Here is a 26,634-nt window from a genome sequence, read left to right on the forward strand (position 1 = left end):
ACATTCATGAAAACTCTCATCTATCTCACTCTGCTTATCTGCTCTCTGAGCTCCTGTTTTGGCCAGACTAAAAAGGCTCCTCTCTCCCTGATTGCTCCTTCTGATCCACTTCCTCAAGCTCTCTCCGACAAGGAAATTAAAAGTCTGACCTACAGTGTGGACAAAGGACTGAAAGCTCTCGCGATGCTCCAATTGAAAGATGGGAGCTTCCGTACAGTCGGCCACGCCAAGCCAGCCATCACCTCCTTTGCTATCATGGCATTTCTTTCTCGAGGTCATAAACCTGGCGAGGGACCCTACGGTAAACAACTCGACAAAGCGTTAAACTACGTCCTTGCCGTCCAAAAGAAAAGCGGACTTTTTGCGGAACAGGAGATTAACTACCCTTTGATCAACACCAAACCTCAAGGAGGTGACTTTTATGGTCAAGGTGGTGCCTCAAAGACCTATTGCCACGCTATTTGTATGCTAATGCTTGGGGAAGTCTACGGACTAACCGAGCCTCAACGAGCTTTCCGAATCAGACAAGGCATCACGAATGGCCTCAAGTGTACACTGCAACTCTGGGACATCAGAAAAAGCACTGCCCAAGATGATGGCGGATTCCGCTACACTCGTCCCTGGACCGATCACACCGAAAGCGATATCTCGGTCACTGGTTGGTATGCAGCTTCACTGCGCTCGATTCGTAATGCCGGGTTTGACGTCCCGGAAAAGGTCATGAACCGCATCGCCCACTACGTCATTGGAAACCAGCACTCCAATGGAGGCTTTCGGTATATCGGCACGACACCAAGTTCCTTCGTGATGACCGCTGCTGGTACTCTTTGTGTTGCACTTGCTGGAAAACATAACCATCCAGCTCTCAAAAAATCATGTCTTTATCTTAGCAGATTTAGTGCCGATTACCGCCGATCTTTTCTCGCATACGATGGGAAATACTACCCTTACTACACTTGTTACTACGTGACGCAGGCTTCATTTCAAATGGGTGGTGCTCTTTGGGCTCGATGCATGAAAGAGTGCTATCGTTACCTCCTACCCAAACAAAGTTCCTCTGGGCTTTGGCCAAATATTGGATCAGCCTCACATTACGGATCGGCTTACTCAACTTCTCTGGCAATCATTGCACTCACTCCCTCCCTGCAACTTCTTCCAATCTACCAAAGATAACCAACAATCTTGCAGCACTTTCAAATAGCCTCATTTTCTTCCAGGGCATTGGTATCCAAAGTTAGGAGGATTGGTACTTCCAAAAATCGGCCAGTTGATAGGGTAGGATTTTTTTGATGTATAGGGGTGTGATGTATAGGGGGACAGAGCAGAATGGCACGCGCATGGCTATGTTTGCGCAGGATTTAGGGAGAAAGGCAGGAAATAAAAGTGTGCCGTATTTCGGTGTTCTTGTCGCAACTTGAACAGAGAAATATAGGGGAGAACCAAGCTTGATCTGGAGAAGGGATTTGGAGTAAGAATTACCTAGTCTAGAGCGTAACAATTAATATGAATACTAAAGTGATTGAAAAACTTATTGCCCATCCCGCAGATCTTTCTACCGAAGGCGCCTATCAGGCGATCCTTGACGTCGTACTTGAGGCGTTTTCTTTTAGCACGGGGACGATTCACAGTTTAAATACGGAAACTGAATTGCTAGAGCTTGTGGCGCAGCAAGGGATCCCAGAGTTCTTACTGGATAAGGTGAATTTGATACCTATCGGGAAAGGGATCGCTGGAGCTGCCGCTGAGAAGCGTGAAGCTGTAGAGATGTGCAACCTTCAGACGGATACTTCAGGGGTGGCGCGACCGGACGCTAAGAGGACCAAAGTAGCCGGCTCCATTGCGGTTCCAATGCTCAAGGGGGACGAACTCAAAGGAACATTTGGCATAGGCCTACAGGAGCCTTACGACTTTTCTTCAGAGGAAATTTCTCAGCTCAATCAAGTGGCAACTTGGTTAGCTCAGGCGTTGTAGGCTGAACAAACTACATCCGAAATTATGTTGGTGTTAACTACAGGAGGCACGATAGATAAAATCTATTTCGATGCTCTATCTCAGTATGAAATCGGCGAACCAACAGTTCCGCATATTTTTAAAGAGGTGGGGTTTACTCTACCCTATCACTGTGATTCGCTCATGAAAAAGGATAGTCTAGAGGTCACAGAGGCTGATAGAGAGTTGATCCGTAAAAGATGTGAGGAGGCTAAAGAATCACAAATTGTGATCACCCATGGCACGGACACGATGTGTGCGACTGCTGAATTCCTTATTGGAGTTGAAGGGAAAACGATTGTGCTGACTGGGGCTCTAGCTCCATCGCGTTTCCGCGAAACCGATGCTGTATTCAATGTCGGAACGGCACTAGGAGCAGTGCAATCAATGCCAGCTGGAGTGTATCTGGCAATGCACGGCCAGGTTTTCCGTGCTGGTGAGGTCTGGAAGAACCTAGAAACACGCCGATTTGAGCTTATCCAATAACCTCGCTTGAGGTGGGATCAAGGAATCCTTGATCTATCAAAAATCCTTCGGCAGACTCGAGAGTTTGCACGAAGTAGTGTTGGTTGACATTGAAGTTGAAGAAAGAATGGGTCGCGCGGTTGAAGGGAACGAAGCGCGCGACGTTGCGTTTACTACTGAGGCGCTGGGCGAATTTTTCAACACTCGCGACAGGAACAATAGGATCTTCGTTGCCGTGGAAAAAGAGCATGGGTGGAAGCTTGCGGCGGATGTTTTTGCTAGGGCTCGTGCGTCGCGCGTCGCGCTTGTGGCTGAAGTTCTCCATGCCAATACCACGTTTGGTGGTGTCGAAGATGGCACTCCAGAGGATGAGTGCATTGGGGGCGCCTGAGAAAAAGCCGTTGTGCTCGACTTTCTTATGCATGGCGGCACAGAGGGCGAGGTGGGCTCCAGAGCCTGAGCCACCAGCAATTATTTTTTCGGGTCGACCCCGAGGTAACGATTATTTTTACGAATCCAGAGGATGGCTGTCTGAGCATCGCTAATGGATTCGAGAGGCGTGGTGGAGTGGACGGATGAGGTGCGGTATTCCGTGACGATTCCTACCGCGCCAAGGGCGACGAAGTTGAGGGCTTGGGGGACAAACTGAGTGACCATGGACTGGTCCCATTTTCCTCCGTGGAATAGGATGATAGCGCTGCGTCTGTCGTTTTCACTATGTCCTTCTGGGTAGAAGCAATGGAGCGTTAGCTCGCCTTGCTCAGTGCGCTTGTACACGATAGATTCTGCGTCCTTGAGGAGTTCTTCATCGCGGATAACGGCGATGGGGGAGACGGTTTTATCGGAGGAATCCATGGATTGGTTTTTAGTAGAGGTTTAGGTTTTACCTCTGAGCTAGTTTATTGTGCAATGCTTTGCATGATCCAAAAGAGATTTTTTTTAATGTTAGGCGCACTATTACTGATTTTGAGTGTTTCTGGAGTGAGTGCTCAGGGTAATAACCCTCAGCTTCAGAGTCAGTTGAGTGGGGTTTATGGGAAATGGCGCAGCGCAATGGTCAATCAAGATGTCCGGAGCTGGGCGGCGACGACTTCGAAGAATCGGCAGCTTACGATCCGCAACCGGATCTATTCTGAGCGCAGACCTTTTCCTAAAGCAGTGTTTCAGCTGCCAGCGGCCCCACCATCGGTGGAAAACTTGAAAAGTTTGAGTGCCCATAAAAAAGGGGCGACGGCGACTTCGGTGTACTTTGGTAAAGTGAATTTCAATGTCGGCGGGGACCCAGCAGAGAATTTGTTACTCTTGCACTTTGTCAATGAGGGCGGAGTCTGGAAGTACGACACGGCAGACTTTATCAATCTCCTGGCATTACCAAAGGTGCGCAAGCAGCTCAAGGAGGGCGACCTCACGTATGTCGAGCAAAAGGACTTTCAAGCGTCAGGTGTGCCACCGCAAATGCCTATCGCGGTAAATCCAGCCAAGTACATAGCGAAGGTGTACGTCTTTTGTCCAGGTCGTGAGGTGAAGATGAAGGTGAACAAAATCTCTGACCATCGTTTTCAAGACACCAAGGCATCTGAGGTGGTGATTGGTGGAGGTAGGGACGGCCTCAATGAAGTGCAATTTGCTACCAAGAGCCTGGAGGGAAGCACAGGCAAAGAGGCGCTCAGCATCCGAGTGTACCTGATGTCTACTGTACCGGGAACCAAACCGATCAAAATATTTGAGTATCAGGTGAATGAGGGGGGCGCTGTGGAGCCCTTTGGTAGTCAGAATTTTGTGATCGATGCAAAGATAGCTAAAACGTTGAATGGCTAGGGTAGCAAGCTCCCAGTAAGAAATTCTATTTGGATGGAGTATGTATGAGTATGAGATTGATGCGACCTAGATTATGGACTCTTGCGGCACATGCCGCGGTAGGTGCTTTACTAACGGCTGGAGCAGCGACGGCATCTGAGCGTCCTAACATATTGTTATTCCTTGTCGATGACATGGGGTTGATGGATACCTCGCAGCCCTTTTTGGCGGACAAGAATGGCAAGCTGGTAAAGACGGCATTGAATACATTTTACCGAACGCCTGCGATGGAGAGTTTAGCTAACTCTGGCGTGGTGTTCTCTTCCTTTTATGCCAACAGCGTGTGTTCACCATCGAGAGTGAGTATTCTCAATGGTCAAAATTCTGCACGCCACCATGTGACGCAGTGGATCAATCCGTATAAGAAAAATGCAGGGCCAGCAGACTGGAATTGGAAGGGGTTGAAGCCAGGAGATGTGACTCTTCCCGGGCTTTTACGTGATGCAGGCTACGGGACGGTTTTCTGCGGCAAAGCGCACCTAGGACCTTTCGAATCTGAGGGAGTTGACCCGACGAACCTCGGGTTTGATGTCAACATCGCTGGGTCAGCGATTGGTAAGCCAGGAAGTTATTATGGTGAAAAAAATTACGGCAAGGGTGGTACACACCCAGTGCTTCATTTGGAACAGTACCACGGGACTAAAACATTTTTGACAGAAGCGCTCACGCTCGAGGTGAATAAAGCTATCGATAAAGTCCATGCTGCGAAGAAGCCATTTTTTGTCGAGATGAGCCATTATGCACTGCATGCACCTTTCCATTCAGACCCAAGATTTTCTGATAATTATAGGGACTCAGGAAAATCAGCAAAGGCACAAGCCTATGCGACTCTAGTTGAAGGGATGGATAAATCTCTACAGGACATCCTAGCGCATCTCAACAAGATTGGTGAAGCTGAGAATACCCTGGTGATTTTTGTTGGGGACAATGGTTCCGATGCCCCTTTGGGTGGGACGCACGCAGTGGCTTCATCCGCTCCATTGAGAGGTAAAAAGGCAACCCATTACGAAGGAGGCATGCGCGTGCCCTTTATTGTTAGCTGGGCAAAACCAAGTGCGAGTTCTCAACTGCAAAAGCAATTTCCTATCAATCCGGGAGTGGTGACGGCTGATTTTGGCAGCATTTGTGACATCATGCCGACAGCTCTGTCGGCGGCTGGAGTCAAGATCCCTGCGAACCATGTGGTAGATGGAATCGATCTATCTGGGTACTTGAAAAATCATAGCGGTGAGAAACAGCAGACCTTCCTTATGCATTTTCCTCACAAACACCGGAGCAGCAATTTTACTGTCTATCGCGATGGTGACTGGAAGGTGATTTACCACTACGACAAGCCTGAGGGCAAACGTATCGAGTTGTTCAATCTCGTAATTGATCCATACGAGTCAGATAACCTAGCCGCCAAGGATCCAGCTAAGGCTAAAACCCTGTTAGGAAAGATGAAGGCAGCTCTCGATGATGCTGGTGCGCAATATATGACTCCTGAGGCTAAAGCGCAGCTGAGTGGTGATTGATGATTTCTAGTGCGCTGCGAGGGCATCGGCTAGGAAGGGGGCGGTGCGGGAGTTTTTATTTTTAGCAACGCGCTCTGGTGTTCCTTGGGCGACGATGGTGCCGCCATGGTCGCCAGCTTCTGGTCCCATATCGATGAGGTAGTCGGCTTCTGCCATGATGGCGGTATGGTGTTCGATGACCACTACCGTGTGGCCTTCGTCGACGAGGCGATGGAGGACCTCGATGAGCTTTCGCACGTCTTCCTGGTGGAGTCCTATGGTGGGTTCTTCTATCAGATAGAGGTTGGTATGTTGCCTCGTCATGTTGCGGATCGACTTGCGTCCCTTGGTGAGCTCGGCAACGAGTTTGAGTCGCTGGGCTTCACCTCCAGAGAGGCTTGGCGAGGGTTGACCTAGATTAAGGTAGCCGAGACCCGTTTGGTCTAACAACGAGAGCGTGCGGTGGAGTTTGGTGTGGTTTTTAAAGAACTCGGCGGCAGTCGAGATGTTCATTTTTAAAACGTCACCAATCGATTTCCCGTTGTAGAGAATTTCTAGAGTGGCATGGTTGTAGCGTTTTTCTGAGCAGGCGTGGCATGGGACCCAAGTGGTGGGGAGGAAGTCCATTTCCAGTTTGATCCGTCCATTGCCCTTGCATTCTGGGCACTGGCCCTCGGCATTGTTGAAGCTGAAACGCGAGGCAGTGTAGCCACGCATGCGGGCTTCTGGGACTACCGCGAAAAGCTTGCGGATGTCATCGAGAACTTTGACGTAGGTAGCAGGGCAAGAACGTGAGGTTTTGCCGATAGGCGATTGATCGACTTCATAGCAATATTTTAGATTATCGAATCCAGTGGCTTTGGAAAAGTAGTTAGAGGTGTCTTTTGTTTGGGTCGTGGATTTCTTGATGGCGTGGGGGAGGGTGCCGCGCATGAGCGAGGATTTGCCGCAACCTGAGACTCCTGAGATAGTGGTGAGACGCTCTAGCGGGATACGGACGTCAATGTCCTTGAGGTTGTTGTGGCAACAGCCTGCCAGTTTGAGCCAGGCGTTTTTCTCCGCAATTTTGGGAATACTACGGCGCTTGCCTAACAACGGGTGCTGTAGTGGAGCGGCGAAGGAGAGCAAGGTGGGGGAATCCGGGAACTCCTTGAGTGTCTTTTTGAGCTGTGATTTCTTGCCCGTGGTATTTGCCACGACATTTCCTCCTAGGACGCCAGCTCCGGGCCCGAGGTCGATGAGTTGGGTGGCGCGACGCATGGTTTCTTCATCGTGCTCGACAACGAGCAAGGAGTTGCCACGAGCGCGGAGAGCCTCGAGGGTGTCGAGTAGTTGCTGGTTGTCGCGGGGGTGGAGTCCAATGGTTGGCTCGTCTAACACGTAAAGGACTCCAGTGAGGTTTGATCCTAGCTGGGCTGCGAGTCTGATGCGCTGGGATTCACCGCCGGAAAGCGTGTCGGCTGAGCGATCGAGTGAAAGGTAGTTGAGGCCGACTTTCTCTAGGAAACGAAGGCGTTGGATGATTTCTGGGAGGATGTCACGGGCTATGAGTTTGTCGCGGCCTATGAATTCCCATTGTTCTAACATCTCAGCAGCATCAGTGACCGAGTGTCTGGATATGTGGGCGATGTTGTTGTCATTGATGAAAACGAAGCGGGCATTGTGGTTGACTCGATCGCCCTGGCATTCAGGGCAAGTGATGCGGATAGTGTCTTCATCAGGCTGGGAAGAATGACTGAGTTCTTCGGCGATTTCGGCTTCAGCCTCGGAGTTGAATTCGTTCGGCTTAGCTTTGCGTTTCTTCTTTTTCTTGCCGATGGATTGGGTGATAGAGCCATAGCCGCGGCAGTCTGTGCACCATCCGCGAGATGAGTTGAATGAGAAGTGGTGGGGGTCGAGCTCTGGGAATGAGATGCCAGTGACTGGGGAGACGCGGGCGGTGGAGTAGGTAGTGAGTTGCCAGTTGCCAGTGGTTAGTTCTTTTGCAACCGAGCATTGCCCTTTTCCTAAGCTGAGAGCCTGGGTGAGTTGGTCGGCATTAGGTGTTTTATTATCGCAAATGACCGCAAAGATATCGTGTTCTTTGTAGCGGGCAAGGGCAGTAAATTCTTCTGTAGCGATGAGTTTCCCATCGACTAGGAGAAGCTCAATTCCTTTGCGCCCAGCGGTCGCAGCGACGTCGGTATGGTAGCCTTTACGCCCGCGAATGAGTGGTGCGAGCAGGAGGCTGCGAGACTTGGTTTTGAAAGCGGCTTTAAGTTGCTTAGCAATTGCGTCTTGGGTTTGTGAGACCACGGCTTCGCCGGACTCTGGGCAATGTTGGGTGCCGAGCTTGGCATAGAGTAGGCGGAGGAAGTGGAAGATCTCGGTGACTGTGCCGACTGTTGATTTTCCACCGCCGCGGGAGACGCGTTGCTCGATGGCCACAGTCGGAGGCAGGCCTTCGATTTTATCGATGTCGGGCTTCTCTAACTGACCTGCGAACTGGCGCGCGTAGGGCGACATGGAGTCGAGGAAACGTCGTTGGCCTTCAGCAAAAATGATGTCGAATGCTAGCGTGGATTTTCCTGATCCTGAGAGGCCGGTGACGACGACGAGTTCATCGCGCGGGATGGTGAGATCGAAGTTTTTGAGGTTGTGCTCGCGGGCTCAGAAATCTGGATGGAGTTTGAGTGAGGAGTGCTGAGTGATGAGTGTGAAGTGGAGTCAATTGCAAATGGCGATTGATCGTTGATGAGTGCTTTGGCCGTCTCGGTGTCAGTTGTTAGTATTTCTTCTGGCGAGCCATGGAAGACGACTTGGCCACCGGCAGTTCCTGCGCCCGGTCCGATTTCGATGAGGTGATCGGCGGAGCGAATGACGTCGAGGTTGTGTTCGATCACCAGCAGCGTGTGGCCAGCATTGACGAGGGATTGGAAAACTTTAAGGAGTTTTTCAATGTCGATAAAGTGGAGTCCAGTGGTGGGTTCGTCCAGGATGAGGAGTTGGCCATTTTCGGTGACTTTTTTAGTTTTCGAGAGAAGTTGGCAGAGCTTGATGCGCTGGGACTCGCCACCAGAGAGGGTATTGAGTGGTTGTCCGAGTCTGAGGTAGCCAAGGCCGACGTCGAGGAGCGGCTTGAGAGTTCGGTGGATTTTAGATTTAAGAGTGAGAGTCTTAGACTTCTTCTCACCCTCTGGAATTTTAAAGAATTCGAGGGCTTCGGTGATGGTGAGGGCGAGTACGTCAGCGACGGATTTACCTCTCAGTTTGATTTCAAGAGCTGCAGAGTTGTAGCGTGTGCCTTCGCATTCTGGACAGGTGATGTAGAGGTCGCTGAGAAACTGCATTTCTACCTTTTCAAAGCCATTTCCCCAGCAGCGCTCACATCGGCCAGCGCCAGAGTTAAAGGAGAAATAGCCGGCTTTGAGGTTTTGCGCATCAGCTTCATCGGTGAGAGCAAAAAGTTCGCGGATCGCATCGAATGCTCCAGCATAGACGGCTGGGGTGGAGCGGGGTGTTTTGGTGAGAGCAGACTGGTCCACACGCTCGACACCGGAGATATGGTCGATGCCTTTGATCGATTTGATGAACGCTGGGTCTTCATCGGTGGTGTGGAGGAAGGCCTTCTGCAGGTTGCGGTGGATCACATCATTGGCCATGGTCGATTTACCGGAGCCTGACACCCCTGTTAGGCAAATGAATGTGCCGATGGGGAGCGCGATGTTCTGGTTGTCAATGTTGTGCTTGTAGGCACCTGTGAAGCTGAGCTTCTTGCGTGACTTCCGTCGCTTTGCGGGAGGCTTGATTGATTTCTCGCCAGTAAGGTAAGGGAGGGTAATCGATTGCGGATTGTTGATTGCTGATTGTTGGATGTCATGGAGAGGACCGTGGAAGGTGATGTTTCCTCCATGTTCACCAGCAGCTGGGCCTATATCGATGAGGTTGTCAGCTTGGCGCATGACAGCCTCTTCGTGCTCGACGACGACGACGGTATTTCCTTTGTCACGCAGGTTGTGCATGATGGAGATGAGGCGGTTGACGTCGCGGGCGTGGAGGCCAACGGTAGGTTCATCCAGAACAAAGAGCGTGTTGGTGAGGGCTGCTCCGAGGCAGGTTGTTAGGTTGACGCGTTCGATCTCGCCACCTGATAGATTGCGGGCTGGGCGGTCGAGGGTGAGGTAGCCTAAGCCGACTTCATTGAGGTAGGACAAGCGCGCTTGGATTTCACTCATCGCGTGCTTCAGTGAACTCGATTCCTGGTTTTTGATTTCTGATTTGAGATTGTGGAACCAATCATTGAGATCTGTCAGTGGGATGTGCCAGAGGTCGGGGAGGGATTTACCTTCGATCTTGAAGCAGAGAGCTTCTGGCTTGAGGCGGGTGGCATTGCACGCTGGACACTCGGTGTAGGCGCGGTAGCGGGAGAGGAAGACGCGGACGTGCATTTTGTACGCCTTGGTTTCCATCCAGTCAAAGAAGCCGCGAACTCCATACCATTTACCCGCTTTCCAGAGTTTGTCGGCATTGCCTTTTTCGCCTTTGAGCACCCATTCTTGATCCTTTTTAGGCAAGAGGTGCCAGGGGGTGTTAGTGTCGATGCCTTGGACGCGTGCGCAGCGAATGAGGTCGTCTTTGCACTCAGCTCCGCGTTCACCTTGAAAGGGTTTGATGACTCCTTCTTTGATCGTGAGAGTGGGGTCTTGGACAGATTTTTGAAGGTCGATTCCGATGATTCGGCCGAAGCCTCGGCACTCTGGGCAGGCTCCCAGTGGGGAGTTGAATGAGAACAGCGAGGCAGTGGGGGGGCGGAGTGTGAAACCGGTGTTTGGGTTGTGCCATTCCGTGCTGAACCCGCGGATTTGAGATTCTTTATTTGAATTTTGAAATTGGATCGAGCAATGGCCTTTGCCAAAGTTGAGTGCGGCTTCCAGCGCTTCGTGGAGTCGAGTCTTGTTAGCTTTTGTTAGTTTTATGCGATCTTGAATAATAACGGCCGATGCTTCGCCCCATGGATTGCTGTCATCCGTGTCATCCGTGCGCAAGATTTCTTCACCTTTGAGAACTCTGAGGTAGCCTTGCTGGTTGAGAAAGTTGAAGACTTCGGCAGTGGTGGCGTTTTCAGAAATGGTGATGGGAAAGAGTACGAGGATGTTCTTGCCGGCATGTTGGGAGTATGTCCAATCTACGATTGAACTAGGCGAGTCTGGCTTGATTTCTTCTCCAGTATTTGGATCAAATGCTCTGGCTAGCTTTGGATAGATGACTTTGAGATAGTCATTGAGCTCGGTGAGGGTGCCGACGGTGGAGCGGGTGGAGCGAATAGAGTTTTTTTGCTCGATTGCAATTGCCGGCGGGATGTTGTCGATACGATCGACCGCGGGTTTGTCCATCCGGTCGAGGAATTGGCGGACGTAGGGCGAGAATGTCTCGACGTATCGGCGTTGGCCCTCGGCGTAGAGGGTATGAAATGCGAGTGACGACTTGCCGGATCCAGAGGGGCCAGTGATGACCGTGAACTGGTTTTTAGGGATGTCGAGATCGAGGTTTTTCAGGTTATGCTGGCGGGCACCTCGAATTTGGATCGCTGGAATGTTCTCTGGCACGGCAGCAGTCTAGCCGTGATCTGGAGCGTGGCAAATCGGGAATCAATGATCCGCGTCATTTCCTAGGAACTTCGATGAGCAAAGGTGAATCAGCTAGGTCAGAGGGAGCGACAGTGGGGGAATTTTTAGGTAAATTGTCGATGCTGCCAAAGCGCTTTTTAACAAGGGCCGCGACGTCGGGGTCGGAGAGATTATAGGACTCCATAGCTCGAGGTTCGCAGAGCTCGATGTCGGCGGCGTGCTTGTAAATTTTCCAGACCAACTCAGAGCAATAGAGTTTCTCATCATCCCAGAGGAATTTGAGGTCGTAGTTTTTGTTGAGTTGTTGTGCTCCCCATGTGTGAGCCAATGCGAGGCATTCAGGGGTGATAGCGGAAGAGTCTTTTAGGCGGCGAGCGTGAAAGCTCTTTGGGGCTCGTTTGATGAAGTCCTCTAATTTGGTGTATTTTACAGGTTGAACGGCCTCGAGCACCCACCATTGGTTCTCGCGCTTGAAAACCACACCCACATGGGTCCATTCTGAGTCAGTCGCGGCTTTGATGGCATTGGCTTGTCCTCGGTGGCCGCTTTGAAAGACGATGTCACCATCTTTGAGAGCATAGGGGGTGTGCTTGCTGTGTTGGCCATAGCCAAAAGAGAGGACGGCTGAAAGCAGAATGATGAGTGGGAAAAGGAGGCGCGTCATAGATAAAAGAATCGAGTAATGTGAGGTGTTACTCACACAGTACTCGATAAATAATTAGATGTCCTTAGAAATCTATTCTAGCGTCTGGTACCCTTCTTCTCAGTTTTCGCTTTTTTTTGGGTTCGTCTCTTTCGATTTGAGGTTCCTCGACTACACGAGCTTTTGCGATGAGGAGGATTCTCTGCCATTCTTGTTTCACGAGTTCGATCTCTTTGGTGAGGTAAAGGATGGATTCGGAGTGAGCTTCAGTATCTAACTTTTCACATCTAGCTTGGCAGTTAGAAATGTAGACTTCACGCCAGACTTCGAGATCGGGAGCGTACTCAAGATCGATTGTGTTCTGCTTTAGGATGTGATCTGAGTGTGCCTCTTCGAGGAAATAAAGTGTTTTTCCGATTTTTTTCGGGATGCGCCCCTCAGTGAGGATTTTCTTGTAGTAGGGTTTAGCTTCGAGCTCTGCGGTCGGTCTTTCCTCTGAGTCTAGCTTACGGATCACACGCTTAGCGTAACGGATATACCGGTCTGCATTTTTAGCGAGGCTAGCATCGTAATCAGAAATAGACTCATCGGTGTTGTCGGAGATCAGCTTACGTATTTTATTGATGAAGGAGAGGTGGTCGAACTCTGGGATCGCTTGTGCCGCCGCAAGCGCTGCGGCTTTTTTCGCAGCCTGGGCTCTCTTTTCTCGTTTGGCCTGCTCCCTCTCGTTTGAACTCTCGAGCTTTTGCTCGTGCTGCGATTCTGTCTTCTTCTTCTGAAAGTTTGCGATTGTCCTGCAAGATCAGTTGTTGGCGCTTCATCTCCGCGCGATGTTTGGCTAGTCGGTCTTGTTCTTGTTTGACTTTAGCTGCTTTGAGATCGGCAGCTTTACGCAATTCAGTTTCTTTGGCCTGAGCTTTATGTTGTAGTTGGAGTTTAGCTTGAGCGAGGTTTTCTTTCTCGTTGGACGAGTGATTCAGCACAAAGGCAATGCCAGCAGCTACAAGGATGATGAGAGCAATGATCACAATCGCGATGCTTGGCGCTGAGGACGGCTGTTTTACCTGGATTCTAGTGTGAGGACGCGAGCTGGTGGCGGGTGCCGCAACTGGAGCCGCGAGTGGCTGGTTGGCGACTTGTTCAAGTCGGGCTGCAAGTTCATCGAGCTCTTCAGCCATTTCTCCAACGTTGGGGTAGCGTAAACTCCTTTGAGGGTGAATTGCTTTGAGGATAATAGTATCGAACGCTGGATCTGAATCACTGAGGGAAGATGCAGGGGATATACGGATGGGGTGGCATCTGGCCCGTGAGCAGCTCATAGAGCATGGCTCCTACGGAGAAAATATCAGCCCGCTGGTCGATGTTGTTTGGATCAGTGAGGACTTCTGGCGCTGTATAGCCTTTTGTTCCGTAGATCGTCCCACCATCGTGGGTGTTGCTGAGAGGCCGAGCCAAGCCAAAGTCGACAATCTTTGGGTGAGCAGAGTCATCAATAAGGACGTTAGCAGGTTTTATGTCACGATGGATAAGTCCAGCATCGTGCGCATGTTCTAGTCCTCGGCACATGTCTGATATAAGACGGCTAGCCTCACTCATTTCGACACTTTTTCCGTGAATTAAATCGTAGAGTGAGCGACCTGGGGCTAACTCCATCACAATGTAGAGCATTCCCTCAATGTTGCCGAAATCGAATACCTTAACGAGGTTCGGGTGATTGAGCATAGCCATCGCTTTGGCCTCGGTCTCGAAGCTGGAACTAAACTCTGGGTCTAGCCCCATTTCGTAGGGTAAAATCTTGATAGCCATTGGCCTATCAAGTGAGATTTGCGTGGCTCTAAAAACTGCACCCATTCCACCTTGAGCGATGAAGTCCGTGACTTCGAAGGCTGGGAAAAAAGGGGTTGAGTTCTTCGGGTGTGGGTGGTTTGTCTCCTTGAGACATCCTCTATGCCCAGGTGAGATTAGCGGGGGGGGATGTGTTAGCTTGAGAAGCAGACATTATCCTACTTTCGCGAGATTGGAAACGCCGATTCGTGGGTGAGTTGTCTCAACCGGCAATTTGAAGCAAGTGTTTGACGCGAGGGAGCCGTCGGAAAGTAGAGAAAAACATGCTAGTTTAAGCTCTCGACAAAGGCTTGGGTGCCTGCTGAAGATACTTTGAGAGATGTCACCGCTTGTTTAGCAGCAGTGAGTTGGCCCTTTCTTTCGAGCTCTTGAATGATGTCTTTAAGCTTCTTCTGGTAGAGGAGGCGAATCTTATCGATAGTCTCGTCGTAAGTGGAGTCAATGCGGCCTTGTTTTTCGTAAGTGGCAATGGTGAGTTTTTCAATTTTAATGCTGCTCCCCATGGACGCGACCCTTTTTTCTATCCTGTCTTTACCGCCGGTGATCTCTTTGATCCGTTGAACTGAGCGAGCATGACGGATTTTGTCAGTTCTGGTAAGCCCTTTAAGGTAGAGGTCCAAATCCCTCGTGATTCGTTCGACGTTTTTCGTGTGTTCTTCTTCGCGTTTATCGTAAGCGTCTTTGACGAGTTTAGAAGCCTTTGATTGGAGTGCCGAAAATTCGGAAGTACTGGCTCCACCACTTGTAGACGGTGTGATAGCGCCACCAGCAGGGGCGTCTTTACTCCACTCGAACAAAGTGTAGGGCACCCTTTTATCCTGTGAGGCGTCTCGCCACTTGCTTGAGGAGGAGGCAATGACTATGCTATTTTTATTTTTTGGGTAGTTGTCGTCCCAGTCGGCACCTTTCCATTCTTCGCCACTGAGCCACTTCCACTCATTATTGTCGAGGATTCCGCCGATGCGGCAAAGTTGTCCAGAGGGGACGTTGGCAGTGATCAATTCACTGAAGTATATAGTTTCGACTTCGTCCGACGGCGTTGCAATGTGTGCACCAGCCGAGGTGGCAAGCTTTTGAGCTTGGCCAAGAGTCAATGGGTATGGGCAGAGGTAGAAGCTGCGGCTGCCGAATATGAATGATCCTGGCGGGTAGAGAGGGGTTGGGTTATCGAGTGTTTCAGCTACGCGTTCCATTTGCTGATTGAGAGCTGCTGGCTGTGAGCTGTCGGCCTTCCACTCGATGAGAAACTTTGCTCTGTCGGTGATTTTCATAGCTGAGGCAAACATATCGCTATCGAGCTGGGCGAATGCGAGCTTGGAAGTTTTACGGATATCGATGGAGTCGTCGGTCCAAGGGGTGCCATCGGTCCATGCCCACTGTTCGTGTCCGGCAGTAGCGGCACCAATCCAGACATTCTCACCGGATGGGATTGACTTACGTATTGCTGAGACGTCTGAGCTGGAGTCTACCGTTGCTAGCTGGGCGCCATGCTTGGCAGCCCATAGTTGAGCCTGATGCCATGTCAGTTCTTTATCAATAAAGAGAACGAAACGTTCACCATTGTCGAGGGAGATTGTCTCCTTTGGCATTTCGTTCATTGGTCGATCCCCTTCGACTAAGCGAGTCCGTAGTTGTTCTAAGGTTTTTCGAGTGACGGTCTTGGTGACTACAGGGGGTTGCGCTGGCTCCTTCAGAGGAGGCTTCGATCGGGTACTTGCGAGTTTCTCGTTGTCCGCTTCAATTTGGGCAATTTGAGCTTCCCTCGTATCCTTCCATTGGAGGACTCCGTAAATGGCACCAAGCAGGATGATGATGATGATGAAATTGCGTGCATTGCTACCGCCTCTGCCAGATGTCACTTTTTTAGGAGGAGACTTGAGTAATGTTTTTGAGGTTCGAGCAGACTTAACATTTGAACTGGAGGCCAAGTTAGCAGGCTTTTTGGTGGCCGGTATGGTTAGAAAAGGTGATGCGCTAGACTTACTTTCTTGTTGTTTAGATTTACGGAAGACGTCTTCGAGATCGTCGGCAAAGTCCTCGGCTGAGGAGTAGCGTTGAGTCAGATCAGAAGCGATGGCCTTGCGGATGAGCCTGTCAATCATCGGGTCGCATTTAGAATGCTTGGTGACTGGCTCATAGAGGTCGCCGGGAATTTTCCCTGCGAGTAGCTCATAGAGCATGACGCCCACAGCAAAAATGTCAGTGGCTGGACCTACTGTGTCGGGAGCGGCTAAAACTTCAGGGGCGGTGTAGCCTGGGGTGCCAAAAATGACTCCCGACTCGGTGTCGCCTGATGGTCGGGCGAGCCCGAAGTCGCCGATCTTGGGGATGCCCGAATGGGTGATGAAAATATTGGCAGGCTTGATGTCGCGGTGAAGAATTCCCGCCTCATGCGCATTTGCTAGGCCCCGGCAGATGGCGATGGTTGCTTCTAACGCACCTTGTTGATCAAGGTGACTTTCATAGGTTTTCTCATAGAGAGTGGCACCATCGACCAATTCCATGACGATGTAGAGCATGTTATCAACCTCACCGAAGTCGAAGACGCTGATGAGGTTGGGGTGGTTGAGGCGAGCCATGAGCTTGGCTTCCTTGATGAAGGACTCACGGAAGGACTCAGATTCTCCTAGTTCAGGTGGGAGCACCTTGACTGCCACCGGGCGGTCAAGCGAAGTCTGAGTTGCTTTATAGACAGCCCCCATGCCACCTTTGGCTATGAGTTTCTCGAATTTATATGCAGGAAGAAGCTCAGCCAGGTGGTCGACACTCGGTGGAATGAACTCTAGAGGTTGGTGTGAATTGACGTCAGACATGGTACTATTAAAATACTTGGGGGTCGTGCCGGGAGAGTTACAATGACTTTACATAAAAGGTCAAGCCTTGCTCAATAGAGATTAAAAGGCTACAACACAACGACACGCTGGTTATGGATGAAAGAGTAATTATGGATAGGGTAGGCCGTCAAGGCTTAGAACGCATGGTGAAGCTTTTTTATGCAAAGGTGCCTAGCGATGACATTCTAGGCCCGATGTACCCCAAGGGTGATATGCAGGGAGCTGAAGAGAGATTGTTTGATTTCTTGATGTTCCGTTTAGCTGGTGATCCGACCTACACCGAGAAACGGGGACACCCGAGGCTTCGAGGTCGTCACATGCCATTTAAAATAGGTGCACGTGAGCGGGATCGGTGGGTGGAGCTGATGGCTGCTTCGATGCGTGAAGCTGAGATTCCAGAGGATGCGGCTGTGCAGCTAGATGCTTTCTTTTTACAGGTAGCAGATTTCATGAGAAATGTACCTGAAGGAAATGGGATTAACTTCAATCCGCGAGCGTGACAAGATCCGTGCGTTAGCACTGTAGTTGGATATCGAGCCAGAGTGCCCAATCGGAGCGGATGCCGCCGTCACTCCGATCGAATTGAGAGTCGTTTATTTGCATGCTGGTTCGACCGAATCAGCTGAGCTAGGTGCTCAGCACGGCACGATAGAGGAAGGAAATGCTCCGAAGGCTCTAAGGATGCCAAAGCAAGCTAGGCCAGCGACTACCCATGTGAGGACGCGATGGCTGGAGTGCTTTTTAGTTGGATTGCTTGGCATATTAATGAGAGGCGAATGTGACCCCTTTATTCCCAGAAAAGTGCGGGAGGGGGGGCTCTAGTGAGTGAGTCTAATGCTAGCGAACTCGACCTGAGCGTCGGGCTGATTGGTACTGGTCGATACCAGAGACGATACCTTCTGCAATTTTTTGACGGTAGTTGCCTTTTTTACAGGCACGGCATTCGCTTGTGTTGGTGAGGAAGCCGCCTTCAAATAGGATTGCTGGGTTCTTGGCATTACGAATGACGTAGTAGCGGGCGTGTTTGACCTTGCGGTCGTTGGCTCTAGTTTTGCGTAAAATGGCATTGTGGACGTATTGAGCCAGTGGCTTGGAGTGCGACGTGTAATAAAAGGTTTCAATCCCCTTGGCTGCGCGTCGGTATGTACAGTTATAGTGAATTGAGACGAAAATGGAGTTGCCGTAACGGTTACCGATGGATGCTCGCTTTTGTAGCGATAAGAAAACATCACTAGTGCGGGTCATGCGGGTGCGGTAGCCTTTTTTCTGGAGCATGTACTCCACCCGTTTCGCTGTGTCGAGGGCGAGGTGCTTCTCATAGACCTTGCCGTAACTGCCGCCATAGTCTTTTCCGCCGTGTCCCGCATCGATCACAACGGTGCTAAATGCCCTAGCTTGGCTGATTCCATGGCTGGCGAACCATAGGCAAGTGATGAATGAAATGAGGCGTGTTAGGGGCATTGAATCCTTTTAGAGTAGGCTGTGTGGTGATGCGCCTAGGGCGCAAAGAGCTGACAATCAACTCGCATAATCAACAGCATCTGTCAAGAAATCAGCTCTAGCAGCATCCAAATAATCAGGTAATTAAAGAGTTTTAGCTTTCAGGAATTATTAAGTTTCTTTGGTACGCTTCAATAACCCGCGAAACATGGGTTACTATGACTGGTTAGCTGAAGCGCTTTCAAGTGCCGGCCAACGGCTGAGAGCGAGTATGAATAACAAAACTAGAAGGCCTCCTGGCACAAAGAGTAGCAAGGAGAGAGCTGGGCTTAAGCCTGCCTTTTTGAGAATCATCCAAAAGGGGAGCATGAAGACTCCCGCGAAAATTGTACTAACCATGAGCATCAGAATGATTTCACCACCTTGGGGCAAGGAGATAAAAGCGATCGGATCTAACATGTGGGAATGTTAGTGAGCTAAAGGGGAGTCACTTTTGCCTCCACAGCGGTCCCATCTTCTGGAGAGAAGGCTGATGGCTAACAGGACGACCGTGATAGTGATGGATTACATGGTTAGAAGACTGTGCAATGGGATGTTAGAGGAGCCCAGCAATCACAAGTGAAACAATGGCCATGACATTGATGATGATGTTCATGGATGGACCAGAAGTATCTTTGAAGGGGTCACCGACGGTGTCACCGACGACGCACGCGCTGTGGACGTCTGAGCCTTTACCCCCCAAGTTTCCATCTTCCACGTATTTCTTGGCATTGTCCCAGGCTCCACCGGCGTTCGACATCATCAGAGCCATGAGAATACAGCCGAGTAGTGCTCCGACAAGAGTTCCGGTGAGGGCGATGGCTCCGGTGCCATTGATGGCATTGAATCCAAATCCGACGACAATAGGAGTTCCCACGGCTAGCAAGGCGGGGAGGATCATTTTTTTAGTGGCGGCCCTAGTTGCTATATCAATACATTTATCAGTCTCGGGTTCCGCTGTTCCTTCGAGTAAGCCCGGGATGTCACGGAACTGGCGACGGATTTCGTTGATCATTTCAAAGGCGGCTTCACCCACCGCAGTCATGGTGATGGCTCCATTGAGGAAAGGGACAATGCCGCCGATGAAGAGGCCGACAAAGAAGGTGGCGAGTATGGAATTATCTGAAAGGTTGAGTGAAATGTCAGATTTCTGGATGAATGCTGTGATCAATGCAAGTGCTGATAGCCCTGCTGCGCCAATGGCAAATCCTTTTCCTATAGCAGCGGTGGTGTTGCCTACCGCGTCGAGACCGTCTGTGATTTTACGCGTTTCCGGCCCCATTGCTGCCATCTCAGCGATGCCACCAGCATTGTCGGCTACTGGGCCGTAGGCGTCGATAGCCATTGTAATACCAACAGTTCCTAACATGCCGACTGCTGCGAGACCGACTCCGTAGAGTCCCATAAAATGGAAGGAGACACTGATCGTGACGGCGAGCGTGAGTAGTGGAATGGCGACTGAACGCATGCCGAGGGCGAGCCCCGCGATCATGAGGGTGGCGACCCCTGTCTCCGCTTGTTTAGCGAGATCTCTCACAGGTTTACCACCGGTGTAATGCTCGGTGACGAGGCCGATGATGATCCCCCCACTGCGCCAGCGAAGACGGCAAAAGCTGGATTGTTGCTCAGGCCCATTTGGGCGCAGGTGATAAAGGAGGCGATGATGAAAAGAATGGCGGAACCTATCGTTCCGATCCTCAATGCGGCCGCAGGTTCTTTTGCCGCCATCAGCTTGACCATGATGATTCCAAGGACCGAGCAGAGGAGTCCCACTGTGGTGAGAGCCAGCGGCAGGTACATCAGCGTTTCCGCTTTGTCTGCTAGGATGCCGGCTTTTTCAAAGAGTTCGGCGCTGCCGTTTTGGGAAATTCTGGCACCCGCTGCGGCGGCAATCGCGATGGTGGCAATTTGCGCACCGCAATAGGACTCGAAAATGTCTGAGCCCATTCCGGCAACATCTCCCACATTGTCACCTACGTTGTCGGCAATCACACCTGGGTTGCGCGGGTCGTCTTCCGGGATGCCTGCTTCTAGTTTGCCTACGAGGTCAGCTCCCACATCTGCCGCCTTGGTGAAAATTCCACCACCGACACGGTAGAAAAGGGCGACGAGCGAAGCTCCCATCGCAAAGCCTTCCATGATTTCTGCCACGTGGATTTTGTGGTCACCTGTGGCGAAGGCCCAGAATAAAGTTCCTAGACCAATCAAGCCCATCGAAGCCACCGTGAGGCCCATAACCGAACCGCCGAAGAAAGCGACACTCAGCGCGGAGGCTGCCCCTTCATTTTTTGCAGCTATCGTGGTGCGGACATTGGCTTTAGTCGCGGTGTACATTCCTATGAAGCCCGCAAGCGAGGAGGCCAAGCAGCCAAAAATAAAGGCAATCGCTTGGTACGTGGCATACTCTGGATTTTGAAAAACAGATATTAAGGTGGCAATAACTACCGCAAACAGAGAAATCAACATGAATTCACGCTTCATGAACATCATGGCTCCCTTGTGGATTTTCTCGGCGATCTCAGCGACCTTTCCCTCCCCTCCATCCTTTTTGATAACCGTCCTTAGGATGACTCCTGCAATGGCTAATCCAATAAGGCCTGCGATGGGGGTGAGAATGTAATTGTTCGTCATTGTTAGGAGTGTTTAATGCTGGGGCTGTTTTCTTACACGTTAGTTCTAACATTGTTCAAGAAATGGTTCATTTAATAAACTATAACAAAGTAGGTTAGAGGCAATGAAAAAACACACGTAACAGAATAGTCACGTTAAGTTAACAGCTGGAATGTCTCTGGAGCGCGCATGATCATCGGGTGCGGACGTTGGAGGACGATGTGTTGGTGCGTTCCTTCGATTTTAGTGTTTTCGATAGAGACCTTGCCGTCATCTTTACCTGGTATCATGCGGCTATTGATCGAATTGATGCTCCGGTCTCCAGCAATGATACAAAGGGTGTAGCCTGATTGTGGGAGTTTATTCAGCATCGGCTCTATGTGTTATTTAGAGAGAACTGCAACATCAGCCTTTGTCGATGGATAGGAAAGAAGGTGCGACTCGAAGTCGTGCTTTTTGAGATACTCAGCGAGCGGCTTCATTGACTTTGGAGATCTAGCTAAACCATGCACTAGAACCACAGCCTCAGTGGCATCATCGTCAGAACAAGGCGATGCGCGGGATGGGGTGCAGACAGTTTGGCCTGAATAGTGAGAGGTGAAACGCATTCCATTACTGGCAATGGAATCAATATTTGGAGTGAGTATCTTTGTTTGTCCATTGCAGCCAAGGTCACCATAGCGGAGGTCGTCCGCTAAAATGAAAATGACATTGGGCCTCTCAGCCTGTAAAAGGAGACTTGTAGTAAAAAGGGTACTGAGGAACCACTCTTCGGGCTGAAAAAGCTTCCTGGGCATTGCGTTGGAGCTGCTCAATCACGGATGTCTATCAGCTCTATCGTCGTGGCTTGCCACGCTTGGAATCCTTGGCCGCGTCACCAACACTAGTTGCTGGAGGCTTCCCTTGGAGCATACCCCCACCAATATGGTGTGACCTCTGGGGCTTGGAGAGGTTCCCGTTGTGTTTGACGGGTTACTCAACCTCTACGGTCTCTAAAAACTTTTTCACGGGACGTTTGACGACGTATTTTTCCTCGACGACGACATTCCCTTTGCGCTTTGTTTGCTTAGTGATGCAGCTGGTATAGCTGAGACAAATGGTGGCTGTGAGAAGCAGAGCAATGGATCTCTTGATGGTTTGCATAGATCAGTTCTACCAAGGTGCGGGCTAAAGAAACAAGAGCAAAGAGGGCTGACCGTAGCTGGGCTGTAATAAATACTGTAATAGTCGCGTATGGATGCGTATTCATGGAGATGAATAACTGGCTGGAGATGGCCTCAACGAGTGACAGATAGAATGATGATGAAATTTGAGAGAGTATTGATTTGGGGGGTGTTGGTAGCGATGTTTTGTTATTTCCAGTGGAAGCAGGCTGATGGAGGTGAGCAAAAGTCCAGCATCAGCTCCCATGTGGAGGAAGATTTCGAACTTGCCCAACCGATGGGGCAGATGCAGAAGTACATGGATAAATTGCACTTCGCAGGTCTTGAGGGAAATTGGGAACTTGCTGGGTTTTATTTACATGAGTTAGAAGAACAAGCTGAGAAAATAGTAGAGGCTGGAGTGCGTGAAGATGAGGTGGATGTTATTTAACTCACGCAGCACTTTTGGTCTCATAGATTGAGCAGCTGGAGACGTCTGTGAAGGCTGGTGACTCACCGAAATTCGAGAGTGATTACCTCAAGTTGGTGGACCGATGTAACGCGTGTCACCAGACGAGTAAGCATGAATTTATACAGATCAAAGTGCCAGAGTTGAGCATGTTTAGAAATCAAGAGTATAGTAAGCAACTCTAAGGTCAGGAACGTGTAATCTACTTGAGTGGGAAGCAGAGAATTAGCCAATAGAGCTGTTTACCAGCCTTTATTCATTTCGCCTAGTGATTGGCCGAAGACGTGGTCTGCAGCCTTGGTGAGTGCTCCATCTCGGTTGAGAATTTCGTCAGCCAATTGGAGGATTAGTCTGTTAGGATTGGCGATGGGGCGGATTTTTTGGACGCTTAGCGCCGCATCACGCTCGCTGCCAGGGCCGTAGAAATCAGAAATAACAGCCATGGCGGTCGCGGTGGATCTTGAGATTCCAGCCATGCAGTGAATCAGAAGGTGGGCATTTTCTGGGATATCCCTTGCGTACTCTAGGCAGGAAATAACATCAACCTGGCCGGGAGCTTGGCCGGTCTTTGTGACTTCCGTGTCATCGAAGGTTGCAAAGTGGATGTCAGCATTGGGGAAACCGATGTGCATTTGCTTCTGGAAGCTTGCGAGACTGGGGTTAGGGTGCCAGATGGAAATGATGTGAGTGAATGGCGAACGCTCGATTTTTTGGAAATCGACGACGCCGCAGATGCTGATATTTGGAAGGTACATAGTAGAACTGGAGGATTGCTTGGGATGGATTAGGATAAGTTCTAAGTTTAAGTATAAGGAGGATCCAGCTGTGAGTCATACCTAAAATTTTACCCACCGAGTAATTGCTGCGGATGGGTTTGACAACTCGCGGCTTGTGGCATACTGGCTGCCCATCAATTTTCCCATTTAGCAGCACTATGAGCAACAATCAAGTAACGGACAGCGAGTTAAACAATAATCCCGATGTAGTCCTCATCGGTGGTGGTATAATGAGCGCTACCTTGGGCGTTATGCTCAAAAAGCTGAAGCCTGACACTACCATTCAGATCATAGAGGCTCTTCCGAGTGTTGCATTGGAGAGCTCCCACGCATGGAACAACGCTGGCACAGGCCACGCGGCACTATGTGAGCTCAACTACACCCCGCAGCATGCCGATGGCTCTGTGACTATCGACAAAGCGGTCGTAATCAACGAGCAATTCGAGCAATCGAAGCAATTTTGGGCCTATTTAGTGGAACAAGGAGTGATCGATGCTCCTGAAGATTTTATCCGTAAAGTTCCTCACATGAGTTTCGTGCGTGGTGAAGATGGGGTTGATTTCCTAGCGAATCGCTTCAAGGCGATGGCGGAGCACCACTTTTTTAGCGAGATGACATACTCTGAAGATGTCAACGAGATCGGTGAGTGGGCTCCATTGCTAGCGGCTGGCCGTGCGGAAGGTGAGAAGATCGCTGCTACACGTGTCGACGGAGGTACTGACATCGACTTTGGTTCGCTTACTCATATTCTCATTAACTACCTCACCTCACTTGATGGTGTGACATTAGCCACCGAAACAAGTGTGCGTGATATTGATCGCACCAGCGACGGAGGCTGGAAGGTGCGCGTGCGTCGTGATGGTGAGCGAAGCTCCGAAAAAGTGTACGGGAAATTTGTCTTCATCGGCGCTGGTGGAGGTTCTCTCAAGTTGCTCCAAAAATCGGGAGTACGCGAAGGTAAAGGTTTTGGCGGATTCCCAGTCAGTGGCCAATTCTTGGTCTGTCAGGATGAAGCAATCATTGAGAAGCATGCTGCCAAGGTCTACGGTAGAGCCGCAGTTGGCGCACCACCGATGTCAGTTCCCCACCTCGACACTCGGGTGATCGACGGTAAGAAGAGCTTGCTGTTTGGCCCCTACGCTGGATTTTCGCCAAAATTCCTCAAGCGAGGTTCTATTTTTGACCTTATTTCTTCAGTAAAGCCAGACAACCTCTGGCCAATGCTGGCAGTGGGTCGCGATAACATGTCACTGACCGAGTACCTTTACCAAGAGTGTGTCAATACGCACAAGGATAGGGTGAAAGCGCTCCGTGAGTTTTTCCCAGATGCCAAGGATGAGGACTGGACGCTTGAGACAGCTGGCCAGCGGGTGCAGATCATCAAGAAAGACCCAGAGGTCGGTGGTAAACTTCAGTTTGGTACGGAGGTTGTTTCTTCACAAGATGGGACGATCGCCGCATTGCTCGGAGCGTCACCAGGGGCCTCCACATCTGTTGCCATCATTCTTGAGGTGCTTGACCGTTGTTTTGGTGAAGAGCTGAAGAGCGCAGCTTGGCTGAGTGAGCTTAAGACCATGGTCAGTTCCTTTGGAAAGGTCTTGGCAAATGATGCCGAGCTCTACCAAAAAGAACGCAAGCGTGCTGATAAAGCGCTCGCAATTCTTTAATATTGTAGAGCCCTAAAATCGATTTTCATCAGCTCAGGCCTTATGGTCTGAGCTGTTTTATTTCTGGGGCTTGTCATTGCTGCCGCGACTGCTACTTTGCCGCCATGAAACAGATCTTCCTGATCCTATGTGCCCTCGCGGTTGCTGGTGTCTCAGCCATTGCGGGTACTCCGCAAGGAGCTGAACGCATTGTTAAAGAGTGCCGGCTCGCCGAGCTTGAGTGGCAGCAACAGATGCTAGGCGCGAGAACTGCCGCTCAGAAACTCGCCGTTGTGAAAAGGCGTCCAGAACTGGGCTTGTATAGTAAACGAATGGTGGGGGAGATCGGTAAAGCTCTAAAGCAAAAGTGGACGATGCCCTACATCATTTGGTTGCTCAATTACCATGGCGGACTGACTGAGCACGAGGTCAGTAATATCATTAGTCTGATCGGGAAATTTCATGCGGACTCACCATTGTTAGGGGAATTCTGTATTGCTTTAGCTCCAGCTGGGAAGTCGAATTCTCAGCCAGCACAGGCAAGCATTGATGGGAAAGTGGTGAACCTTACTATGGAGAAAATTCGATTTATCGAATCAATCATCAATAGCAAACGCAACAAACCATTGCGTGGTCAGGCTTGCCTCGCCTTGTCAGGAGTCTTGGCTTCGATGGGGGATAGTGCCGAAATCAACAAGCGTCGGTTAGACTTAATCCGCAAGGCCATTATCAATGCTGCAGACACGAAGGTAGGAAAATTGACTGTTGCGGATCTAGCGAAAGAGGAAGTTTACCGGATGACTAAGCTTTCCAAGCGAGCCACTGCGCCCGACTTGATTGGTAAAGATAGTCGATCCCAGCCAATGAGACTGAGTGATTTTCGGGGCAAAGTAGTCGTTCTCGTATTCTGGACCAGCTGGGAGCAGCCGATTGAAGTGCTCGATTACCTCCGCAAAATTGAGAAACACTACATAGGTAAGAAGGTGCAAATAGTCGGAGTCAACCGTGACTCACTGAGCGATCTCCGTGAGATTGAAATGGCTCAAAAAACCAGCGGCAAAAATTTCACGGACCCCAATGGTGACCTTTACAGAGTTTACCGTGTGACGGATTCACCCGTCTGTTATGTGCTCGATGATAAGGGCGTGATCCAATACAATGGGCCGCTTGGGAGCTTTGTTGACCTCACTGTCTCAGCTCTACTTGCGCCAGCTGGGAAATAGAATACCCGCCTGAAATGAATCAGACGGGTATTTTTTCCAGCTCCTTGACTTAGTTGGACGTTCACACACACACATATGAAAATGATTACGCTGGTGGCGTGTCTGGCAGCTCCATGGCCACTTGTGCTGCTGGATCCTGCTGATGAGAAAAGTGTTCTTTAGCCTTTTCTGTCGCTTTGCGGGCGGCATCCTTGCCCGCTTGGGCACCTTTATCTAGTCCGTCTTTGAGTGACTGAGGCAAGAGTTCGTGAGCAAATGCTCCTGCAAAAACGGCACCATAGGCCAGACTGTAGGCGGCTTCAAATGCACCATTAGAGATTGTCTCCTTTAGCTTGGGAGCTGCGGCGCGCGCTTTTTCTTGAGCATCGCAGCTAGCTTGACCAAAAGCATCTGAGAAGGAATCAAATTGATGTTTAGCTTCTTCGTTGGGTGTTGCTTCTTCGTTCATAATGGTTTTTGGGTATGGATTACTGAGGCTTTCGCTTCGATTTGATTAAGTAAAGCTGAAGTTGAGAGATCTGTTGATTACAATGTGCGCTAACATTTATAAGGCATAT

General features: G+C 50.3%; 24 protein-coding genes and 1 pseudogene. 9 read left to right on the top strand and 16 right to left on the bottom strand.

Translation table 11 applies throughout. The features are described 5' to 3' along the window. Nucleotides 1-6 precede the first annotated feature (6 nt). The 3 genes from BSZ32_RS08610 to BSZ32_RS08620 all read left to right on the top strand — a co-directional run bounded on the left by BSZ32_RS08610 (nt 7) and on the right by BSZ32_RS08620 (nt 2,475). Complete coding sequence (locus BSZ32_RS08610) at nt 7-1,173, top strand: prenyltransferase/squalene oxidase repeat-containing protein (RefSeq protein ID WP_105043061.1); 1,167 nt, start codon at nt 7-9, stop codon at nt 1,171-1,173. 330 nt (nt 1,174-1,503) lie between these two features. Next, a complete protein-coding gene (locus tag BSZ32_RS08615; protein WP_105043062.1) occupies nt 1,504-1,971 on the top strand; it encodes a GAF domain-containing protein in 468 nt (155 codons plus the stop codon). Nucleotides 1,972-1,995: 24 nt separating this feature from the next. Further along, entirely contained in the window at nt 1,996-2,475 is a 480-nt protein-coding gene (locus BSZ32_RS08620; protein ID WP_105043063.1) for an asparaginase domain-containing protein, read from the top strand. Here BSZ32_RS08620 and BSZ32_RS08625 read toward each other — a convergent pair. Continuing rightward, a complete protein-coding gene (locus tag BSZ32_RS08625) occupies nt 2,465-2,878 on the bottom strand; it encodes an alpha/beta hydrolase family protein (protein ID WP_240610592.1) in 414 nt (137 codons plus the stop codon). The genes BSZ32_RS08620 and BSZ32_RS08625 overlap by 11 nt on opposite strands. A 47-nt stretch (nt 2,879-2,925) precedes the next feature. After that, the gene (locus BSZ32_RS08630; protein ID WP_105043065.1) at nt 2,926-3,309 is read right to left on the bottom strand and encodes an alpha/beta hydrolase; all 384 of its coding nucleotides are present in this window, start codon (nt 3,307-3,309) and stop codon (nt 2,926-2,928) included. Between the two features lie 87 nt (nt 3,310-3,396). Between BSZ32_RS08630 and BSZ32_RS08635 the strand changes: the two genes are divergently transcribed. Both BSZ32_RS08635 and BSZ32_RS08640 read left to right on the top strand, forming a co-directional pair. After that, the gene (locus BSZ32_RS08635) at nt 3,397-4,272 is read left to right on the top strand and encodes a hypothetical protein (protein ID WP_105043066.1); all 876 of its coding nucleotides are present in this window, start codon (nt 3,397-3,399) and stop codon (nt 4,270-4,272) included. Between the two features lie 59 nt (nt 4,273-4,331). Continuing rightward, complete coding sequence (locus BSZ32_RS08640) at nt 4,332-5,825, top strand: sulfatase-like hydrolase/transferase (protein WP_165788744.1); 1,494 nt, start codon at nt 4,332-4,334, stop codon at nt 5,823-5,825. A 6-nt stretch (nt 5,826-5,831) separates the two neighbouring features. Here the strand turns inward: BSZ32_RS08640 and BSZ32_RS19245 are convergent, their stop codons facing one another. From BSZ32_RS19245 to BSZ32_RS08670, 7 genes are all read right to left on the bottom strand, one after another. Further along, a complete protein-coding gene (locus BSZ32_RS19245) occupies nt 5,832-8,309 on the bottom strand; it encodes an excinuclease ABC subunit UvrA (RefSeq protein WP_206018778.1) in 2,478 nt (825 codons plus the stop codon). Nucleotides 8,310-8,356: 47 nt separating this feature from the next. Further along, the gene (uvrA, locus tag BSZ32_RS19250; RefSeq protein ID WP_206018779.1) at nt 8,357-11,389 is read right to left on the bottom strand and encodes an excinuclease ABC subunit UvrA; all 3,033 of its coding nucleotides are present in this window, start codon (nt 11,387-11,389) and stop codon (nt 8,357-8,359) included. Nucleotides 11,390-11,444: 55 nt separating this feature from the next. Further along, complete coding sequence (locus tag BSZ32_RS08650) at nt 11,445-12,074, bottom strand: YiiX/YebB-like N1pC/P60 family cysteine hydrolase (RefSeq protein WP_105043068.1); 630 nt, start codon at nt 12,072-12,074, stop codon at nt 11,445-11,447. Between the two features lie 64 nt (nt 12,075-12,138). Next, a complete protein-coding gene (locus BSZ32_RS08655) occupies nt 12,139-12,570 on the bottom strand; it encodes a hypothetical protein (RefSeq protein ID WP_105043069.1) in 432 nt (143 codons plus the stop codon). 100 nt (nt 12,571-12,670) lie between these two features. Beyond that, nucleotides 12,671-13,231 carry a hypothetical protein gene (locus BSZ32_RS08660; RefSeq protein ID WP_105043070.1) on the bottom strand — a complete coding sequence of 187 codons (561 nt, stop codon included), beginning with the start codon at nt 13,229-13,231 and terminating at the stop codon, nt 12,671-12,673. Between the two features lie 79 nt (nt 13,232-13,310). Beyond that, nucleotides 13,311-14,048 carry a serine/threonine protein kinase gene (locus tag BSZ32_RS08665; protein ID WP_338066257.1) on the bottom strand — a complete coding sequence of 246 codons (738 nt, stop codon included), beginning with the start codon at nt 14,046-14,048 and terminating at the stop codon, nt 13,311-13,313. 116 nt (nt 14,049-14,164) lie between these two features. Then, nucleotides 14,165-16,711, bottom strand: a complete 2,547-nt coding sequence (locus tag BSZ32_RS08670) for a protein kinase domain-containing protein (protein WP_105043072.1) — start codon at nt 16,709-16,711, stop codon at nt 14,165-14,167. Between the two features lie 131 nt (nt 16,712-16,842). Here BSZ32_RS08670 and BSZ32_RS08675 point away from each other — a divergent pair, with 131 nt between their 5' ends. Further along, nucleotides 16,843-17,232 (top strand): globin domain-containing protein, encoded by a 390-nt coding sequence (locus BSZ32_RS08675; protein ID WP_240610593.1) that lies wholly within the window; start codon nt 16,843-16,845, stop codon nt 17,230-17,232. 337 nt (nt 17,233-17,569) lie between these two features. Here the strand turns inward: BSZ32_RS08675 and BSZ32_RS08685 are convergent, their stop codons facing one another. The 5 genes and pseudogenes from BSZ32_RS08685 to BSZ32_RS18795 all read right to left on the bottom strand — a co-directional run bounded on the left by BSZ32_RS08685 (nt 17,570) and on the right by BSZ32_RS18795 (nt 21,964). Next, nucleotides 17,570-18,193 (bottom strand): N-acetylmuramoyl-L-alanine amidase family protein, encoded by a 624-nt coding sequence (locus tag BSZ32_RS08685; protein WP_105043075.1) that lies wholly within the window; start codon nt 18,191-18,193, stop codon nt 17,570-17,572. 574 nt (nt 18,194-18,767) lie between these two features. Further along, nucleotides 18,768-20,842 (bottom strand): annotated as a pseudogene (locus BSZ32_RS20330) (sodium-translocating pyrophosphatase). 134 nt (nt 20,843-20,976) lie between these two features. After that, nucleotides 20,977-21,192 (bottom strand): hypothetical protein, encoded by a 216-nt coding sequence (locus BSZ32_RS08700; RefSeq protein ID WP_105043076.1) that lies wholly within the window; start codon nt 21,190-21,192, stop codon nt 20,977-20,979. 12 nt (nt 21,193-21,204) lie between these two features. After that, the gene (locus BSZ32_RS08705) at nt 21,205-21,618 is read right to left on the bottom strand and encodes an esterase/lipase family protein (protein WP_105043077.1); all 414 of its coding nucleotides are present in this window, start codon (nt 21,616-21,618) and stop codon (nt 21,205-21,207) included. Between the two features lie 175 nt (nt 21,619-21,793). Further along, complete coding sequence (locus BSZ32_RS18795) at nt 21,794-21,964, bottom strand: hypothetical protein (RefSeq protein ID WP_165788745.1); 171 nt, start codon at nt 21,962-21,964, stop codon at nt 21,794-21,796. Nucleotides 21,965-22,117: 153 nt separating this feature from the next. Here BSZ32_RS18795 and BSZ32_RS08710 point away from each other — a divergent pair, with 153 nt between their 5' ends. Beyond that, nucleotides 22,118-22,414, top strand: a complete 297-nt coding sequence (locus tag BSZ32_RS08710; RefSeq protein WP_105043078.1) for a hypothetical protein — start codon at nt 22,118-22,120, stop codon at nt 22,412-22,414. A 260-nt stretch (nt 22,415-22,674) separates the two neighbouring features. Here the strand turns inward: BSZ32_RS08710 and BSZ32_RS08715 are convergent, their stop codons facing one another. Then, a complete protein-coding gene (locus BSZ32_RS08715) occupies nt 22,675-23,187 on the bottom strand; it encodes a dual specificity protein phosphatase family protein (protein ID WP_105043079.1) in 513 nt (170 codons plus the stop codon). 179 nt (nt 23,188-23,366) lie between these two features. Between BSZ32_RS08715 and mqo the strand changes: the two genes are divergently transcribed. Both mqo and BSZ32_RS08725 read left to right on the top strand, forming a co-directional pair. Further along, nucleotides 23,367-24,875 carry a malate dehydrogenase (quinone) gene (mqo, locus tag BSZ32_RS08720; RefSeq protein ID WP_105043080.1) on the top strand — a complete coding sequence of 503 codons (1,509 nt, stop codon included), beginning with the start codon at nt 23,367-23,369 and terminating at the stop codon, nt 24,873-24,875. A gap of 104 nt (nt 24,876-24,979) precedes the next feature. After that, the gene (locus BSZ32_RS08725; RefSeq protein WP_105043081.1) at nt 24,980-26,077 is read left to right on the top strand and encodes a peroxiredoxin family protein; all 1,098 of its coding nucleotides are present in this window, start codon (nt 24,980-24,982) and stop codon (nt 26,075-26,077) included. Between the two features lie 85 nt (nt 26,078-26,162). On the opposite strand, the gene BSZ32_RS08730 is transcribed toward BSZ32_RS08725, so the two are convergent. Further along, entirely contained in the window at nt 26,163-26,525 is a 363-nt protein-coding gene (locus BSZ32_RS08730) for a hypothetical protein (protein WP_105043082.1), read from the bottom strand. Nucleotides 26,526-26,634: the final 109 nt, after the last annotated feature.

Source organism: Rubritalea profundi, from assembly GCF_002954445.1.
Classification (GTDB): domain Bacteria; phylum Verrucomicrobiota; class Verrucomicrobiia; order Verrucomicrobiales; family Akkermansiaceae; genus Rubritalea; species Rubritalea profundi.